General features: G+C 42.2%; 11 protein-coding genes and 1 other RNA gene. 7 read left to right on the forward strand and 5 right to left on the reverse strand.

The features are described from left to right. Position 1: 1 nt before the first annotated feature. Complete coding sequence (locus F9K23_01215) at positions 2-673, reverse strand: outer membrane beta-barrel protein (GenBank protein KAB2918787.1); 672 nt, start codon at positions 671-673, stop codon at positions 2-4. Between the two features lie 311 nt (positions 674-984). Between F9K23_01215 and F9K23_01220 the strand changes: the two genes are divergently transcribed. The 7 genes from F9K23_01220 (at position 985) to lepA (ending at position 9725) form a co-directional block, all read left to right on the forward strand. After that, positions 985-1479, forward strand: coding sequence for a hypothetical protein (locus F9K23_01220; GenBank protein ID KAB2918788.1), 495 nt, complete (start codon positions 985-987; stop codon positions 1477-1479). 87 nt (positions 1480-1566) lie between these two features. Then, positions 1567-4311, forward strand: coding sequence for a TonB-dependent receptor plug domain-containing protein (locus F9K23_01225; protein ID KAB2918789.1), 2745 nt, complete (start codon positions 1567-1569; stop codon positions 4309-4311). A 205-nt stretch (positions 4312-4516) separates the two neighbouring features. Further along, positions 4517-4923: RNase P RNA component class A (gene rnpB, locus F9K23_01230), an RNA gene on the forward strand. A 136-nt stretch (positions 4924-5059) separates the two neighbouring features. Beyond that, entirely contained in the window at positions 5060-6421 is a 1362-nt protein-coding gene (locus F9K23_01235) for a sigma-54-dependent Fis family transcriptional regulator (protein ID KAB2918790.1), read from the forward strand. Between the two features lie 44 nt (positions 6422-6465). Continuing rightward, positions 6466-7422 carry a threonylcarbamoyl-AMP synthase gene (locus F9K23_01240; GenBank protein ID KAB2918974.1) on the forward strand — a complete coding sequence of 319 codons (957 nt, stop codon included), beginning with the start codon at positions 6466-6468 and terminating at the stop codon, positions 7420-7422. An 83-nt stretch (positions 7423-7505) separates the two neighbouring features. Continuing rightward, a complete protein-coding gene (locus tag F9K23_01245; GenBank protein KAB2918791.1) occupies positions 7506-7871 on the forward strand; it encodes a T9SS type A sorting domain-containing protein in 366 nt (121 codons plus the stop codon). Positions 7872-7937: 66 nt separating this feature from the next. Further along, entirely contained in the window at positions 7938-9725 is a 1788-nt protein-coding gene (lepA, locus tag F9K23_01250) for an elongation factor 4 (GenBank protein ID KAB2918792.1), read from the forward strand. A gap of 21 nt (positions 9726-9746) precedes the next feature. Here lepA and F9K23_01255 read toward each other — a convergent pair whose 3' ends face one another. The 4 genes from F9K23_01255 to F9K23_01270 form a co-directional block, all read right to left on the reverse strand. Beyond that, positions 9747-10631: a hypothetical protein gene (locus F9K23_01255; GenBank protein KAB2918793.1), complete on the reverse strand. Its 885-nt coding sequence runs from the start codon at positions 10629-10631 to the stop codon at positions 9747-9749. Between the two features lie 29 nt (positions 10632-10660). Further along, positions 10661-11509, reverse strand: a complete 849-nt coding sequence (locus tag F9K23_01260; GenBank protein KAB2918794.1) for a hypothetical protein — start codon at positions 11507-11509, stop codon at positions 10661-10663. Between the two features lie 65 nt (positions 11510-11574). Further along, positions 11575-13404 carry a T9SS type A sorting domain-containing protein gene (locus F9K23_01265; GenBank protein ID KAB2918795.1) on the reverse strand — a complete coding sequence of 610 codons (1830 nt, stop codon included), beginning with the start codon at positions 13402-13404 and terminating at the stop codon, positions 11575-11577. A gap of 258 nt (positions 13405-13662) precedes the next feature. Continuing rightward, complete coding sequence (locus F9K23_01270; GenBank protein ID KAB2918796.1) at positions 13663-18282, reverse strand: T9SS type A sorting domain-containing protein; 4620 nt, start codon at positions 18280-18282, stop codon at positions 13663-13665. Positions 18283-18285 lie beyond the last annotated feature (3 nt).

Below are 18285 nucleotides of genomic sequence, written 5' to 3' on the forward strand. Positions count from 1 at the left end.
ACTAAATGTTAATGATAAAAAATATGGACGTGGGCACTGTAACAAGCACCCTTGAGAGGGCACTGTATTCGTTCCGCTCAAACCCTATAAACTGTGTGTTTATTTCACGCCTGCGGTTCTCTCCATAAGTTACATAAGCTGTAGTTTCAGCGTTCAGGCTTATTCGCTTGTTTATTTTAAACTCAATCCCTAAAATAGGTCCGCCGCCGGCAGAAAAGCCTTCAATGCTTGAAATCATTTCTTCTTGCTTTTGAGGGAAGCCTCCTCCAAGTACGGAGCTTGTAAAACGCGATTTTGAGTATGAATACACCGCATCAACACCGAAGTATAGCAGCCAATGTTTATCAAGGCCCTTTTGCCATTCGTATCCCAAGCGGGTATCGATAGTCATGTTTGAGTTGGAGCTTAAACCCGTAGGGCTGTTTGTGTTGTTTTTTGTTTTTGTATTACTACCGCCTAAGCCTATACGCCAGCCTTGATTGTCATCGATGTATTTATAGGTTACTAAATAAGGGCTGATTCCTGCTATTGTGTTGTTAAACGATAAGAATTGTTTGATAAAAAGTGAAGCATTTACACCTATTTGGTGTGTAGGCTTCTGCTCTTCATCAGTTTGGGCAATCGCCTGTGCTGAGATTATAAGGAATGCAATAAGTGCTAGTTTAACTCTCATATTTACTATTGACGTATTAATTAGGTTTGAGGTTGGATGCGTTTATAATAGTTGTATGATGCAATATTCTTTACTAAGAGACTGTTACAAGCACATAAACGCTGCTTTATTGTGTAAACGTATTTCGTTCGTCGAAAACTTAACTTAAAGTGTACATCTCCTAGCAACTGAGAGTTTGTAAAATTAACTGCTTGTTTATTAGAGCAAAAGAATATTTTGCGTGATTTTAACGCAAAAATCTTAGCCAAAGCATTGCGGCTGATAGTAGGTGTTGTATATTTGCGTAATAATTACATAAATATTGTTCTTGTATGAAAACAATAAACGTTTTAAAAGAATTACACGAGGCAAATCATTGGGCAAATGGATTATTGCTGGAGACAATACCCGAAGATTTATTTGCAGCCGAAGCAAAAGGAAGTTATAACAGCATAAAAGCAATATATACGCATATATGGGATGCGCAAACGGTATGGTACAACCGCCTTACGGGCAATGCAAATGCTCCTATGCCCTCAAAAAGTTTTGAAGGGGATTACGATGTGTTGCGCAAGGCAATTTTAGTGAGCAGCGAAAACTACACTCGGCTGTTGGATGATAAGACCGACGCTTATTTAGAAGAAATATTGTCGTACACCAACTTGCAGGGCAAACCCTTTGAACAGCCTATTTATGAGATTTTGTTGCATATAACTAACCACAGCGGCTACCACAGAGGGCAGGTGGTTGATAGGCTGCGTGCATTAGGTTTTGAAGGTAAAATACCACAAACTGATGTGATTGCTTGGTACAGACTTAAGCGATAAAGTAGCACGGGGTTATTTTGGTGCACAAACAGTTAGCTTTTTGGGCAGTTTGGTATATATTTACAAAACCAATTACCCACAAAGCTGATGAAGTTTATTGCTACCGTAATAACCCTTTTTTGTATTTCTGTTTCACTAAAAGCCCAAACGCTTATTAAGGGCAAAGTGAAAGATGCCGAGACTAATGAAGATTTGATAGGGGCATCTATTATACTTAAAGTGGCAAAAACCGGTGTTGTTTCTGACCTTGACGGTAACTTTACTTTAGAGGTAAAACAGCCGTTGCCCGTTGTTATAGTGGTGAGCTTTATGGGCTATTTATCTCAAGAAATTGAGGTTAAAAATAACAAGCCACTAACCATACGACTGGAGCCTGTTGTGCAAACAATAGGGGAGGTAGAAATAACCGACATGCGGATTACCGAAAAGCAAAAGCAAGCCCCGCTAACGGTTGAAACCCTCGATCAGTTATCCATTAAAGAAACTCCCGCTGCTAATTTTTACGAAGGACTTTCGCACTTAAAAGGGGTTGATTTAACCTCGGCCAGTATCGGGTTCAAAATTATTAACACACGCGGGTTCAACAGCACTTCGCCTGTACGTTCGCTGCAATTGATAGACGGTAGCGATAACCAAGCACCCGGTCTCAATTTTTCATTAGGTAATTTTTTGGGAGCCAGTGAGTTGGATATACAAAAGGTGGATTTGATAGTAGGCGCCAGCGGTGCATACTATGGTCCTAATGCTTTTAACGGGGTAATAAACATGACCACTAAAAGCCCCTTTCAGCACCCCGGTTTTATGGCACAGGTGAAGGTGGGAGAGCGCAGTTTGCATGAAACCGCAGTGCGCTTTGCTCAAGTATTTAAAAACAAAAAGGGCGAAGAGAAATTTGCCTATAAGTTTAACTTTTTCTACATGGGAGCCCGCGATTGGGAAGCCGAGAACTACGAGGCTACCCCTCAATCCCGCTCAAAAACAGGGAATCCCGGCGGATGGGATGCTGTAAATATTTACGGTGATGAATCATACGGAACAGGACAAGTGTCTTCGCCCGGTTTGGGTACCTACCATCGTACCGGTTACAAAGAAACTGACTTGGTAGATTACAACACCAAAAACGCTAAGTTGGGTGTGGCAGCGCACTATAAGCTCAAAAAAGATATTGAAACTATTTATACGTTTAACTTTGGTACAGGTACTACTGTGTATCAAGGGGATAACCGTTTTAGTTTGCGTGATATTTTGTTTTTTCAGAACAAGGTAGAGATACGCAAAGAGAACAAGTTCTTCTTTAGGATATATGCCACCCACGAAAATGCAGGTAATTCTTTCGATGCTTTCCGCACAGCACTTATCATGCAAAACAACTCAAAAGAAGACGCCAAGTGGGGGATTGATTATGCTAACTATTGGAACCAAAACATTGACAAACGGGTGAGGGCATTGCCCGGATTTCCGCCTTTCCAGTCAGGTGATACAACGTTGCAGCAGCGAAGGCAGGATTTTGTGCAAAACAACTACCGCGATTCGTTTGTGAAATGGCACAACGAAACCAGCGATTTTGCCGATTCTAAAAACTTCTTTAATACTCCCCGCTACGAGCCGGGTACACCCCAGTACGACTCAGCTTTGCGTGCCACCATCAGCCGTAAAATTACCGAAGGCGGGTCGTTGTTTTTTGATAAATCGGCTTTGTACCACACACAAGGTGAGTATAAATTTACCCCAAAGTTTGCTGAAATAACGGTAGGGGCCAGCGCACGGTTATACCGGCCATATTCTGAAGGAACCATATTTTCTGATACCAACGGCAAGCGTATCAGCAATTTTGAATACGGTATTTATGCCGGTGCTGAAAAGAAACTGGCCAAAGAAAAGCTAAAGATAAATGCCACGGTTAGGGTAGATAAAAATCAAAACTTTAAACACTTGGTTTCTCCTGCTGTTTCATTTGTTTATACTGAAAAGCAGCACGTTTTTCGTGTTTCATTTGCATCAGCTATTCGTAATCCAACGCTTACCGACCAGTATTTCTTCTTAAACGTAGGGCGTGCAACGTTGGTGGGCAACCTTGAAGGCTATAAAAACCTTGTTACAACTGATTCTTACATCACCTATCTGAATACTTTAAATCGCAATAACCTGCAATATTTTGATGTAGACCCTGTGAAACCTGAACGGGTTAAGTCGGCTGAGGTAGGTTACAGAACCACTATCAATAAAAACATCTTTATTGATGCCAGTTATTATTACAGCATTTACAACGACTTTTTGGGATATAAAATTGGGGTTGACTTAGAGATTGATACCAATACAAACTTCCCTACCCGTACTGATATTTACCGTGTAACTACCAACTCAAAGGATGCAGTTACAACAACAGGTTTCTCAGCGGGTATCAATTACTTTTATAAAAGCTACCTGAATTTTGTAGGGAACTATAGCTGGAATATACTTGATCGCCGAGGCAGCACCGACCCTATTATTCCTGCATTTAACACTCCAGCCCATAAGTTTAACATTGGTGTTAACGGGCGCGAGATAAGCAGCAAAATAGGCAGTTTGCGTATCCGAAACTGGGGCTACGGTATTAACTACCGTTGGGTGCAAGGCTTTAGGTTTGAAGGCTCGCCGCAGTTTACAGGCGATGTGCCTACGTATGATATGGTGGATGTGCAGGCCAACTACGTAGTATCAAGAATTTATACCACCTTTAAATTGGGAGCAAACAACGTACTTAATAACAAAGTGATACAAGTGTATGGCGGTCCTAAAATTGGCAGGCTGATATACTTTAGTGCCACCGTTGATTTGCAGCACTGGAAATAAGCTTTTGGCAGGTATAAGGTAAAAATTAAGGCACGGTGAAAGTGATTTTCAATTAGTAAATGGCTAATTACTTTTGGGTTATTGTCCCAAACTGTCCCAGCAAAAAATCATAAAGTAAAACCATGCGACATCCTTTGTTTTAGTGCGTTTGAGAAAACTGTCCCGCTGTCCCGTGCGTCCCACTAAAAATATCAATACCTTTGCAATGGCAGAAAGGTTCATCGCCTCGAGTAATCGGGGAGGAAAGTCCGGGCAACACAGGGTACCATGCTTGCTAACGGCAAGGTGCGGCAACGTACAGACAGTGCCACAGAAAATAACCACCTCGCCCTGACGTGTCGGGATGGGGAAAGGGTGAAAACGCAGGGTAAGAGCCTACGAGCCCCGTGGCGACACTGGGGCGGGGTAAACCTCATGGGTTGTAAGACCAAATAAACCCCGGCGTCCTGATGTATCAGGACAAAGCGCGGCCCGCGCCATAACTTGCCGCAAGGCGGGTTGTCGGGAAGGGTAGGTTGCACGAGCAGGTCGGCAACGGCTTGCCTAGATAAATGATGAGCAGTCTCGAAATATCGGGATGAACAAAACCCGGCTTACTCTTCTGCCATTTTTTTACTATCAAAATCGATGGAAATCCCCATGTAAGCTACTCGTTATCCACATTTGGTAATTGTGTATTGACTTTTTCAAAATTTTACCCAAAGTTTGATACCTTTGTTTAATAAATTATACACTTAGGCAGTTTAATATGGCAAACATCCTGATTATTGACGACGAGAAGAGCATACGGAATACCCTGAAAGAAATTCTTGAGTACGAAGGGTATAAAGTTGATGAAGCCGCCGACGGACAGGCGGGGCTTGAAAAATTAGAGAATCAGGATTTTGACGTAGTGCTGTGCGATATTAAAATGCCCAAAATGGACGGTATGGAAGTTTTGAGCAAAGCAGCAGAACTTGCCCCCGATGTTCCTTTTATAATGATAAGCGGCCACGGCACTATTGAAACTGCCGTAGAAGCTACCAAAAAAGGTGCATACGATTTTTTACAAAAACCACCCGATTTGAACCGTTTGTTAATTACCATCCGCAACGCGGCTGATAAAAACAAATTGGTGGTTGAAACCAAAATACTAAAACGCAGGGTAACCAAAACCCGCGAGATAATAGGCGAATCGCCCGCCATTAAATCAATTCTTGAAACAATAGAAAAAGTTGCTCCTACCGAAGCCCGTGTACTGATTACAGGAGAAAACGGAACGGGTAAAGAATTGGTGGCCCGCTGGATACACGAAAAAAGTAACCGTGCCGGTGCCCCATTGGTAGAGGTGAACTGTGCTGCCATTCCTTCAGAGTTGATAGAAAGCGAATTATTCGGGCACGAAAAAGGCTCGTTTACATCGGCTGTAAAACAGCGCATCGGTAAGTTTGAACAAGCCAACGGCGGCACATTATTCTTGGATGAAATAGGTGATATGAGTCTATCAGCCCAAGCAAAAGTGTTGCGTGCCTTGCAAGAAGGTAAAATAGCCCGTGTAGGCGGTGATAAAGAAATAGATGTAAATGTGCGCGTAATTGCGGCAACCAATAAGGATTTACTAAAAGAAATAGACTTTGGTAATTTCCGTTTGGATTTATATCACCGTTTGAGCGTAATATTAATACACGTTCCCACGCTAAATGAGCGTTTGGACGATATTCCGTTGATTGCCGAGAAGTTTTTGAAAGAAATTTGTGAAGACAGCGGTTTATCGCGCAAAACATTTACCCCGCAAGGGCTTGAAGCATTGAAGGCTATCGAGTGGACGGGTAACATCCGCGAATTGCGCAACGTGGTAGAGCGTTTGGTGATTTTGAGCGATACAAAAATTACCGACCAGGACGTGGTGAACTATGCTAATCCCGGCAGGGCCGGTAGCGGCAAATCGATGTACGAGAAGTTCGATCGTTTTCAGGATTTTAAAGATTATGCAGAAAAATGCTTTATCGAAGAAAAACTGAAAAAGAACAACTGGAACATTGCCAAAACCGCCAGCGAAATAGATATACAACGCAGCCACTTGTACAACAAGATTGAGAAGTTTGGCTTGAAGCGTGAAGGAATGGAATAATTCGGTTTAGCCAACGGCTAAAGGCAAATAGCCAAAAGCAAATGATGATAGGGACGGATATAGATAAAGCGGTAGAATATTTAAAAAACGGTGAGTTGGTGGCAATACCCACCGAAACAGTGTATGGCCTTGCTGCCAATGCGTTTGATACACACGCCGTAACCAAGATATTTAAAGCAAAAAACCGCCCTTTTTTCGACCCTCTGATTGTTCATACCCATAGCATTGATGCGGTACACCAGTGGGTTGAAAATATTCCCCCACAGGCGGTTGAGTTGGCTAATATTTTTTGGCCCGGCCCGCTAACGCTGGTATTACGTAAAAAAGACATCGTACCTGATTTGGTAACCGCAGGCAACCCAACTGTGGCCGTACGAGTGCCCAATCATCCTCTCACACTGCAATTATTATCACAATTAGATTTTCCGTTGGCTGCACCAAGTGCCAACCCGTTTGGGTACGTAAGCCCTACTACGGCGCAACATGTAAGCGACCAATTAGGTGATAAAATACCTTATATTTTAGAAGGCGGCCCCAGTAAGGTGGGAATTGAATCTACAATTATATCTTTTGCCGGACCTGTGCCCGAAATACTGCGTTTAGGCGGTACATCTATCGAAAAAATAAAACAAGTAATAGGGGATATGGAGGTGAATATCAACCAACACTCTAACCCCCAAGCCCCCGGTCAAACCGATAGTCATTATGCCCCCCATGCACGTTTTGTGTTGGGTAGGGTAGAGGACGCTAACGTGCCTGTGGATAATTTAGTATATACCGGAGCAATTACTTTTTCGCGTCATATTCAGCTACTTAGAGAAGAGAATCAGGTTTGTTTATCGAAAAATGAGGATTTAGATGAAGCAGCGAGCAACATTTTTGCTGCCATGCGGCTCTTGGATAAAAAGGGGATGAAAGTAATTTATGCTGAGTTGTTGCCCGATACAGGCTTAGGACGAGCAATAAACGACCGCTTGCGAAGAGCTGCTCACGTTAAATAATCACTTTTGGCACACTTTTTTCAATAACGGGGATAACTCGATTATTTGTTTTTAAAAAAAATATTTTAATATTGTAGCATTGAATGAATAGAATTTTACTTACAATACTTTCAGTTATTATGTTTGGTACAGCGGCAATAGCAGGCAACGCACCTGCAGGCCCCGGTGATAAAAACCCTGTTATCAAATCATATCCAAATCCGGTTTCATCTGAACTTACAGTTGAAGTTCAATTGGTGGCTAATAACTTTTCAAAAGTAGAAGTGAAAATCGTTAACCTTCTTGGTCAAGATATTGTACCTGCTGTTAAAGCAGATTTGGAAGGTCTTAACAATACATTTAAAGTAGATGTGCGCGAAGTTCCCGCAGGTATCTATTTTATGGAGGTAACTACCACCGCAACCGATGGTTCATCCTTCACTCACACCAAAAAAATCACCAAACACTAATTTCTTATTCCTTTTTACTGCTCAATAGGATGAACTTACGTCCTTAAAAGCTATTTTTGCACCTTCATGGAGCATATTCGCAATTTTTGTATCATCGCACACATCGACCACGGCAAAAGTACTCTTGCCGACAGGTTACTTGAATATACACAAACCGTTAGCAGTCGCCAGATGCAAGCACAAGTGCTTGACGATATGGACTTGGAGCGCGAGCGCGGTATCACTATTAAAAGCCACGCCATACAAATGGATTACCAATTGGATGGCAAGAAATATACCCTAAACCTTATTGATACTCCCGGACACGTTGACTTTTCGTATGAAGTTTCGCGTTCTATTGCAGCCTGCGAAGGTGCGTTGCTGATTGTGGATGCATCACAAGGTATTCAGGCGCAAACAATTTCAAACCTTTACTTGGCACTTGACCAAGGGCTTGAAATCATACCCATTCTTAATAAAATGGACCTTCCCGGTGCAATGCCCGAGGAAGTAACCGACCAAATAGTTGATCTTATCGGCTGCAAGCCCGAAGATATTATCCCTGCCAGCGGTAAAACCGGTATGGGGGTATTGGATATTTTGCGTGCCATTGTTGAACGTGTACCTGCCCCTAAAGGAACTCCCGATGCTCCGTTGAAAGCGCTTGTTTTTGATTCGGTGTTCAACTCTTTCAGGGGGATTATCGGTTACTTTAAAGTAGTTGACGGTGAAATGCGCAAGGGCAGCCGAGTAAAGTTTATGGCAACCGGAAAAGAATATTTTGCGGAAGAAATAGGCGTGCTACGTTTGGATAAAGAACCCCGTGATGTTATTAAAACGGGTGATGTGGGGTACATTATCTCAGGGATTAAAGAAGCCCGCGAGGTAAAAGTGGGTGATACGATTACCTTATCAGAAAGACCTTGCGAAGAAGCAATTAAAGGGTTTGAAGATGTGAAGCCGATGGTATTTGCAGGAATTTACCCCGTGGATACCGACGATTTTGAAGAGCTGCGCGAAAGCATGTACAAGCTGCAACTAAACGATGCTTCATTAGTTTTTGAACCTGAATCATCAGCAGCGTTGGGCTTTGGTTTCCGTTGCGGTTTCTTAGGAATGCTGCACATGGAGATTATACAGGAGCGTTTGGAGCGTGAGTTTAACATGACGGTAATCACTACTGTCCCCAACGTGTCGTACCACGCATACACCACCAAAGAAGAAATGGTGATTGTGAACAATCCCAGCGATTTGCCCGACCCTTCAAAAATTGATAAGGTTGAAGAGCCTTACGTACATATACAAATTATTACCAGTAGCGATTTTGTGGGTGCCATCATGTCGCTATGCCTAACCCGCAGGGGATTGCTTAAAAATCAGATTTATCTTACTACAACCCGCGTTGAATTGAACTTTGAAATTCCGTTGGCAGAGGTAGTATTTGATTTTTATGATAAGCTGAAAACCATTTCTAAAGGCTACGCCTCATTAGATTATCATCCGGTTGGGTATAAAGAGTCTAATTTGGTGAAATTGGATATTTTCTTGAACAAAGAGCCTGTGGATGCACTTTCGGCGATTATTCACCGCGACCGTGCTTACGATTGGGGCAAGAAAATTTGCGAGAAACTGAAAGAGCTTATCCCGAAACAACAGTTTGAAATTGCGATACAAGCGGGTGTAGGGCAAAAAATCATCGCCCGTGAAACCATATCGGCTTTGCGTAAAGACGTAACTGCCAAGTGTTATGGTGGTGATATAAGCCGTAAACGTAAACTGCTTGAAAAACAGAAAAAAGGTAAAAAACGTATGCGTCAAGTAGGTACGGTTGAAGTACCCCAAGAGGCGTTTATGGCCGTATTGAAGATTGATTAACGTTTTAAACTAACGTATAAACTAATGGGTGGGGATTTTCTTCACCCATTTTTTATTTTCGGGGATGTATTGGTAGTAGAAATCAGGCAATAGTGTTTTTCTTTCAGCTAAAGCAGCAGAATGGGCTTCTGGAATTTCCCTGTCTTCAACGTTTATGTTAAGTTTATAAAACTCTATTTTATCATCATTAAAATTATAATCATACACTAAAGACCATGATGTGTCTCTATAATCAAGCTTGCTAATAGTGTCAAGGGTTCTGGTATCAATAAAATAAAGGTCTTGCGATATGTTAAAAGAGTAAATACTATCGTACTCTTCCTCTGTTAGGGTTTTTCCATCACCAGTAGATCCGTCATACATTTCCAAATCCCATTGATAGAAAAAATTATTTTCCTCTGCTACCTTGTACGAAAAAAGCACCTCATTATTTTCAATATCAATAATATTTAAACTCTCGGCCCAGTAGTCGCCGTAGGTCATAACCACAGAATAACCGTGGTGTATATTATTTAGCTGGGTGGTTAAAACTATACACTTATGATTATTAATTGTGGTATCCCAATACGAAATTGTGGTGAAAACCGGGATGGGTTCAGGCAAATACCAAACACGGTAACGTTTCCCGTCTTTTATCGCTATATGTACATCTGACCAATTATAACCGCCTCCCATAAACCCGCTAAACCATTGACCAATGAAGTAATAATCCTCGCCTTCAATAAAATCAGCGCCGCTATCATTTATAAACATGAAATTATTCTTGTCTGCAAACTTTTCCAAATCATCCACCCAAAAAATACTATCCGGGGTTGCTATATTAATAATACTGTCTGTGGTTTGTGTTTGGCAAATAGCAGGGTAGCAGCACAAAGCTAGTAAGGCAACAATAAGGTTTTTTATCATTGAGGGTTTTAATTAAAGGGGAAATTATATTAATGTTTAAGATGTTTTACCCATTTTTTTTCGTTGGGGTAGTATTGGTAGTAGAAATCGGGGCGCTTTTGCGCTGTTACAAAGGCTTCTTTTTCTTGACTACATTCTTTACTCGCGCTTGATAGTTTGTAAAACTCAATACCCTTTGGAGTAAAAGAGTAATTATAGTTATACCATTGTGATTCGTATTCGGGGTTTTCGTCCGTTTCAAGTGTTTTTATATCCTTTATGCGCTCTGCATACCAACTGAATGTTTTGTGAAAAACAACCGTGTTTTCTGTTAGGTTGATAAGCAGAAGTGTTTTGTGGTATTCATTAAATGACCCCGGATTAAGACTTGCCATCGACCAACGAGTTTCATAACAACCCTCTAAGTGTAGCAGTTTTTTACCATTAATCTCAACAAAACCTCTGTTAAACACATACGAAAACTCGGGAAGTGTTGCAGGTAGTTTCCATACTCTGTAGCTACTATTATCTTTTATCCCTACAACAGGGTTGGTGTAAGCTATTGCATAGTAGTAACGGTTGAATTCGCCTAGGATATAAAAATCTTCTCCAACAAATAAATTATCATTTTCATCTAATTGTTCGGTAAGAGGTCTAAGCCTTGATTCGTAAACAAATTTTTCGAGGTTTTCTATAAATTCAATGTTATCAGCTTTTTTCTCTGTAATAATGGAATCATTTATTGGTTTCAAAAAATAATCCTCTTCTTCAGTTTTTGAAATCTCTTCACTGTTTACATTATTAACCTTAGATTCAGGTTGTTTGCTAGTGCTTTCTGTTGTGGGTGCTTTACAGGCAAAAACAAAAAGCAGGGCAATAAAGCATAAACCATTTTTCATGCCCTAAAATAAATAAAAAAGGGGCATAAAGCCCCTTTTTAGTACGGTCATCCTAGTAATTGAGTTTATTTAACCACAAGGTTAAGGGTTTGTGTACCCTCAATGGTTTTAACAGTTACACTGTATATGCCTTGAGCCATGTTGGTTTTTGATATTTCAATGGGCAGTTGGTTAATGCCTTTGCTCACATTGAATTTACCCGTAAAATGTTGTTTACCCAACATATCATAAACGGTAACCTCAGCTTCACCGCTTACTTCGGTAGATATGCTAAGCGTTACGTCTTTAGCCGTACCGTTAGCAGGGTTAGGAATTAGCACCGCGGTTTGTTCAAAACCTTGTTTGCCGCCTTCTTGGTCACCGTTGTTAGGGTTAGCCACTTTATTGTTGTTTCCTCCAAAAATTACAGGTGCAAAACACAGGGTCAAATCTTGCACAGGTAGTTCAAGAGTTGTTAGGTTACCTGTTACAAAGTTATTAACCGAGAAGAAGGGGCTGTGAGGCATGGTTGGATTTGCGGGTAATTGAAATGGATTGCTGAAAAACTCATTACATCCGGAAACACCATTGTAGTAAGCTTTTATTAAATACATATCAGGCAAGTTACCAACTACCGGAGGACCACCCCAAGTACCAAAAATGCTTAAACCGGCCGGAGCAGGCATTGGAGGAGGGGCACAAGGAGGTCCCATGTTTAATATTTCTATCGAGCGGCCCATATCATTACCGGGACTACCGTATAAAAACTCACCGCCGGCAACACCGTTACCAAATTGGTCAAATTTCACCACCATCACGTCAAAAGCTCCCATAGGGCCATTATCAGTGTGTCCTACTGCGTAGTATTCATACTGGCAGGCAGTATTTAAACGTTCAACCACCTCATAGCACTCGTTAAATGAGCCGGGAGCAAGGCTAAAATCAAAGCTGTTTACATACATGGTTGCCACAACAGGGTCCATGCGTAAAATGTAAAAGTCCATACTACCGTTTACCATAGTTCCGCCACCTAAGATGAAGCCCGGAGGGAAAGGACCGCCTATTGCTGCATTGATACTGCTAAAATGGTCGTGAGTGTTAGGTGTGCCGCTTAGGATTACAGGATGTGGTGCGGGGAGACCTGTACCGGCATCGATGTGTAAAATAAGACCGTCGTCTTGCCAAATACCGCTCCATGCTGAGTTAACCATACCGGCAACCGCAATGCTAGGAGGGCCAAATGGTGAGGCAGGGTTTTCAGCCACATCTTTACCCCAAGCGTTTCCGTTGGCCGGAGGCAAAATATTGTAGATGTGAGACCATACTAAGCCACCGCCAACTTCATTTATACGCATTGCAAACACACTAAACAGACCAGTGTTATCAACTACTGTACCTGTAACAAACACATCACCAAAGCCTGAAATAACTGAACGTTCAACACCGCCCACTTCAATCACACTGTACATTGTTGCTACAGCAGGAGGGTAATCATAAACGGCAATAGGTACACCAAATGGATCGAGGTGAATGTAGAACACACCTGAGATACCTGTGTTGCAGGGGTCGTGGTACATTCCTATTACACCAAATCCCCCACCTGTTGCAAGCTCAAATACTTGTGGGCCGCGAACGTGCAGTGGGTTGCCGTTATTGTCAAGCAGCATCAAGTCTTTCTCAAAAAAGGGAGCACCGGGTATGTTTCCGGCCATATCCGTATAGGCTACGGGAATGGTAGATAGGCCGCCGCATGTTTTTGCAAACGACGCCATGAAATGTCCGGCGGGCTGAATGTTAATGTTAACACCCGATGAAAGATTATCTACATCAGAAGTGCCATAGATGTGTTGAAAATACTGGGCTTTTGATACAAAAGCTACCAGCATAAACGCAAGCAAATAAATCGTTTTTTTCATGATAGGTTTTAATTGGTTTGATTGATAGAATAGTATTGTTTTTGGGAGACCGTTTTTCCTTTTTTTTAATAGTAGTCGTGCATAGCATTTTTAGGTAATGCATTCATAGGCAGTGCTTTTGTAATGATAGATTATACAAAGTTTAGACTATTTTTTTAGAAAATGCAATAAATAATATCAGAATAAAACAAAAATCCCCGTTGACACAGTCAACGGGGATAGAAAAACAAATAACGGTTGATATACCGGTTATTAGGCTTATTGTTTAGCCTCTATCATTAGTTTTTGCTTAAATGCAGAATTATCGCCGTGAATTATTTCAATAAAATAAACACCTTCGGGTAAATCAGGCAATCTTAGCTGCATTTTCTTATGAGCGTTACCGCTATACAGTTTTGCCACTTCTTGCCCAAGCAAGTTGTGCAGACGTACATCTATGTATGTACCGCTTGGTATTTCCCTGTCAAGCTCCAATACTACAGCATCGGTAGCAGGGTTGGGATATACCCTTGTACCCTCAAACATATTACCCGATTGGTTGGGGTTAGCTTGGCTATACGAAGGGTTACCGGCCATATCATGGCAAGTAGGCGGGTTGTTGATGGTGAATGGGGTTTCAAGATTAATAGTTGTGCCAGCAAGCATCTGAATATCAGATGGGTTAGGTGAAACCGGTGCGGTGTTGGTAATAGGTACATGGATAAACGTAGTTGCGCACGAGAACTCACCACATTGTACACCTAAACCTGCACTAGGTGTAAGCACCTTCATGTTAAGTTGCCCGTTGATAAACTTAGGAGCACTGATGGCATAGAAGTTTTTACCCAAGGCGGCAAATTTTGGCGGATAATCAATCAACGATTGAGGTCCACCCAAATCATGGTACGAATTAACAGAAGGTACTGCTCCGGTTCCGGTACTGGTCATATAGATTTTGCTGGTACCTGTTGTGGGTGGGTTTGAGCTAAGGTCAACCATTACCATGTTCACTTGTATGTTGTTAGGTGCAGGTGTGTGTGGCAATGGTATACAGGTTGAATATTGGCCTTGTATTAAAGTGCCCACGGTAATGCTGTTGCCACCTGTTACAATGGCCTGTGATGCCCAATGCTCCATGTTGTTCCAATATAATGAGCGGCTTCCTATTGGGTTAAAATTATCATCAACAGGTTGTATCCACCACAATTTAAACTCTCTGGGTATCATTTGATGCCAAGTGGGCATAGCGGCAGGGTTTAAATCAACCTTAGCAGAGTTACCCAAAATGTAGTTTCCGTTATCTACCTGTATCAAATCAACCCCATAATCAGATGGGCCATCATAGTTATCACTGCTGTTGTTCTCAATAAAGCTGTTATCTGCAAGTACAGCACCTGTGTACGGGTCAACAACAAGGTTCATGGCTGCGCTTCTGGGAGGAGGTAATACCGGACCACCTGCAGCTATAGGGGCAATACCGTTGGTACTGCCTGTAATCCAAAGGGTATTACTGCTTTTTACAACAGCCATGCGGGTAGCCATGTCATAATCATAGCCAAGGGGTGAACCCGGCCCAGACCATCCCCAGTTGTAGCCGTATGAGTTTAGACGCACCATGTGGTTGGGTCTGTTGATGTCGATATCCATTAAGAAGGCTTGTTTAGGAGTGGTGTAATCAAGGGTAGCTCCCCATGTTTGATAACCGCAAATAAACAAACGACGGTCATTGCCTCCATCAGTCCAAACTGTAGCATTCATTGGGTAGGTGGTTAACCCGGCCATGTCTCTGTACTCGCGTTGGTCTAACAGGTTACCTACGTTGTTCACACAAAGTATTTTAATACCTCCGTTGGCTTGGCATACAATGTACCAGCGGGTTACTTTAAAATTATCGGTAAATCCTTGTATATCCACCACCCGCTCATCGGTGCTGGTTGATGGGTATTCTTTTGATATGATTACATCGCCGTTGTTGTTTAACAGCAAGAAGTGGATAGTATTGGCACCGCCTCCCGTACTTCGGAAAATGGTACCCGCCATTACGCTATAGTTATTGGTGCCGGGAACAATTTTGGTAGTGTAGTGCTTAACATCCTCAATCATTTCAAAAGTTCTAACACCACCACCACCACCACCGGGGCAAGGTTCCACGGGAATAAATATCCCTGTAGTGTCGCTGCAACCGTTTGAGTCAATACCGATAACGTGGTATTTATAGCCAATTCCGGGAGGGGTAACAAACACTGAGTCGCAAGGACCACTACAAGGTATAATTGCTCCTATTGAATCTCTGTGAACGGTGTCAGTTGAATCCGGAACACTATACCAAGCGTATGTTTGAGCTCCTTCGCATTTTAGAGAAAACTCTGTACCAGTGCAATATATGGGAGGTGCTGAAGGTGAAAAGCTAAGCGTTAGTGTTGGTTGTGGAGAAGGTGAAACTTTTATTTGGCTGTATAGTTTCACTTTGCAGCCGTTTATACCCGTAAACTCATATTCAATAATGTATATGCCGTTTGATGGGGCAGTAAATGAATACACACCGCCACTGTATGAAACCCCTGTTCCGGTAAATGTACCAATGGCGTGGTTAGCGGGGAAGACATATTTAGACAAATCGGGGATGGTAGTAGCACCACCGCATAAACCTTGTGGAGCTTTAAAAACAGCTGTGTTGTTGGTAGGCAATAGTGTTAAATCGTCGATAAACACATACGAGTCACCGGTAGCACCGTCTTGTCCCATATTACCCACCATAAAGTTTTCAAGCATAAAAGGTACATCGGTGTATGAGAAATCAAGTGTGTAATAGTGCCATTCACCATCATCAGGAACAGTAACTTCTGTTAAATAATAACCTGTTGACATATAGGAGCCTGAAGGTAAAGGTGCTAATAATCCTGTTTCCCCTCTGAAAACCACTGTGTTTTTGCCCGATAATGCACCACCCGAACCTGTTGAATTGGCTGATTTAGCCCAGAAGGTAACGGTATAATTTACATCAGGCATCAATGGTGTGGCAAGTTTAGTTTGTTCTACTTCTTCAACTCCGCCACTATAATGACCTAACCCCAAAAAGGCATCGTTTGTAAACCAACTGCTGTTCCAAGTATCGGTTGCAGGGGTACTCATTGCTATACCTGTGGGTACAGTAACATCTATGTTAATAGAAGGTGTGCAACCGCGTACAAAGTAATCGGGACTTTCAATCAGCGGTTCCCAGCAATCAATCACGGCATTATCGGGTGAATTGACTTCACCACAGTTAGTTCCGCTTTCAAATCCGCTGTTCATCAACATATCACAAGTGTTTGCCAAGCAACTGCCATTGTATATGTACATATGCAAGTAAGTAATATCGCCCCTGTTTCCTGTGCTTGAGTTGTAGGGTATATAACGCAATAAAACGGCACCAGTGCTGGTACCTGCAGTAAATGCTATTGAGGTAGAGGCGTTACCGCTGGTTCCTGTTACACTACCCATACCATTAATTACTTCAAGACATTCGTAGGAGTCTGCGTTATAGTCGTTGTTAAGCAAGTCACTACCGTTAATGTTTATAACATTGGTAGGGGTTGTAGTCCACGCATATATGCCAATTCCGGTAAGTCCATCGTTAACACCTGCCACGTCAAGGCCGGCGCAAGCACTGCCCCCGTAGTTGTAGTTGTTGTTAACGTTAAGCATATTTCCGTATGTGGTATTCACTTTATAACCTATGTCGCACATTACACTGCGCTCTTCGGGTTTCAAATACCGCTTCATATACAATGAACCTGTACCCTGCGCATTCGACATGTTGTAATACTCATTATTACCGTAGGGTATGGGGTTATAGCATTCGTCTTCAAAGTGACACAAGCTCGACCCCGGTTCATAATGGTTGGGTGTGTATACAATTTGGTTTACCGAACCGCCATAAATATTGGCCAACAAACAATCGGTATAATCCGATACATGGGGATTACCCAAAGGATTGGGTGCAACAGTTTGCGAGGGGTCCCAAATTGAGGGGTTGAACTGGTGCTCATATAAGCTGCATGGCGAAAGAGTTACAATAAGCGGGGCACTGCTAAAATCCATCAAGTTAAGGTCGTACCTTGTGTAATAAGGGAAGTTTGAGCCCAGCACCGAACCACCATTAGGTCCAATCATTGATGTGAAGCCTAACGCGTGGGTAGCTTCGTGCAACGCCACGCTATACAAATCGAATTTACCTGATGCAGTAGTGGTGGCTAAATCTGTATGCCATATTACAGTGGGTGAATCAACAAAGTTAAAGCCCATCATAGCGTGGTAAAAATTACCTGCACCGGGCATAGCACCCGCAGTAACTAATGGTGACGCCACGTTGGTATACGCATCAACACCTGAGTTGATGGTTTTCCATACTTGTCCGTCGATAATACCGCCCACGTTGGGGGTAACGGTTGGTACTACGTAAAACGATGTGGCTCCGCCCAATACACCTGAGTTTATGGGATAGGTAACAATGTTGCCAATGTTGCGTATCCATATATTTACTTTTACCGATGGATTTGCAGGAGTAATAAATGCAGATATATCGGTAAATACTTGGCACAATACATTGCGCCTTGCCACATGTGCCGGCATATTGGTTTCACAGCCGCTGCCTTCTTCAAAATACAGGTCGAAGTAACCTGCACTGCAAAGCAAGTATGACGGAATAACCAAATTTTCGGCAATAGAGTTACCGTTGCCCTTTTTGGGTTGCGGTTTTTTAATCATCAAATCTTCCAACTTGTGTTGTTTGCCAAAACGGTCAAACACAAGATCGAATTCTCCGTTGGGTGTTATTTTACCCGGCGGACTTTTTTGCGCCATGAGCAGGGAGCCCATAGTCATTAGAAGTAAAAATAGTGATAGGATTTTTTTCATATG

This window comes from Bacteroidota bacterium (assembly GCA_008933805.1).
In the GTDB taxonomy this organism is placed as follows: domain Bacteria; phylum Bacteroidota; class Bacteroidia; order UBA8524; family UBA8524; genus SB11.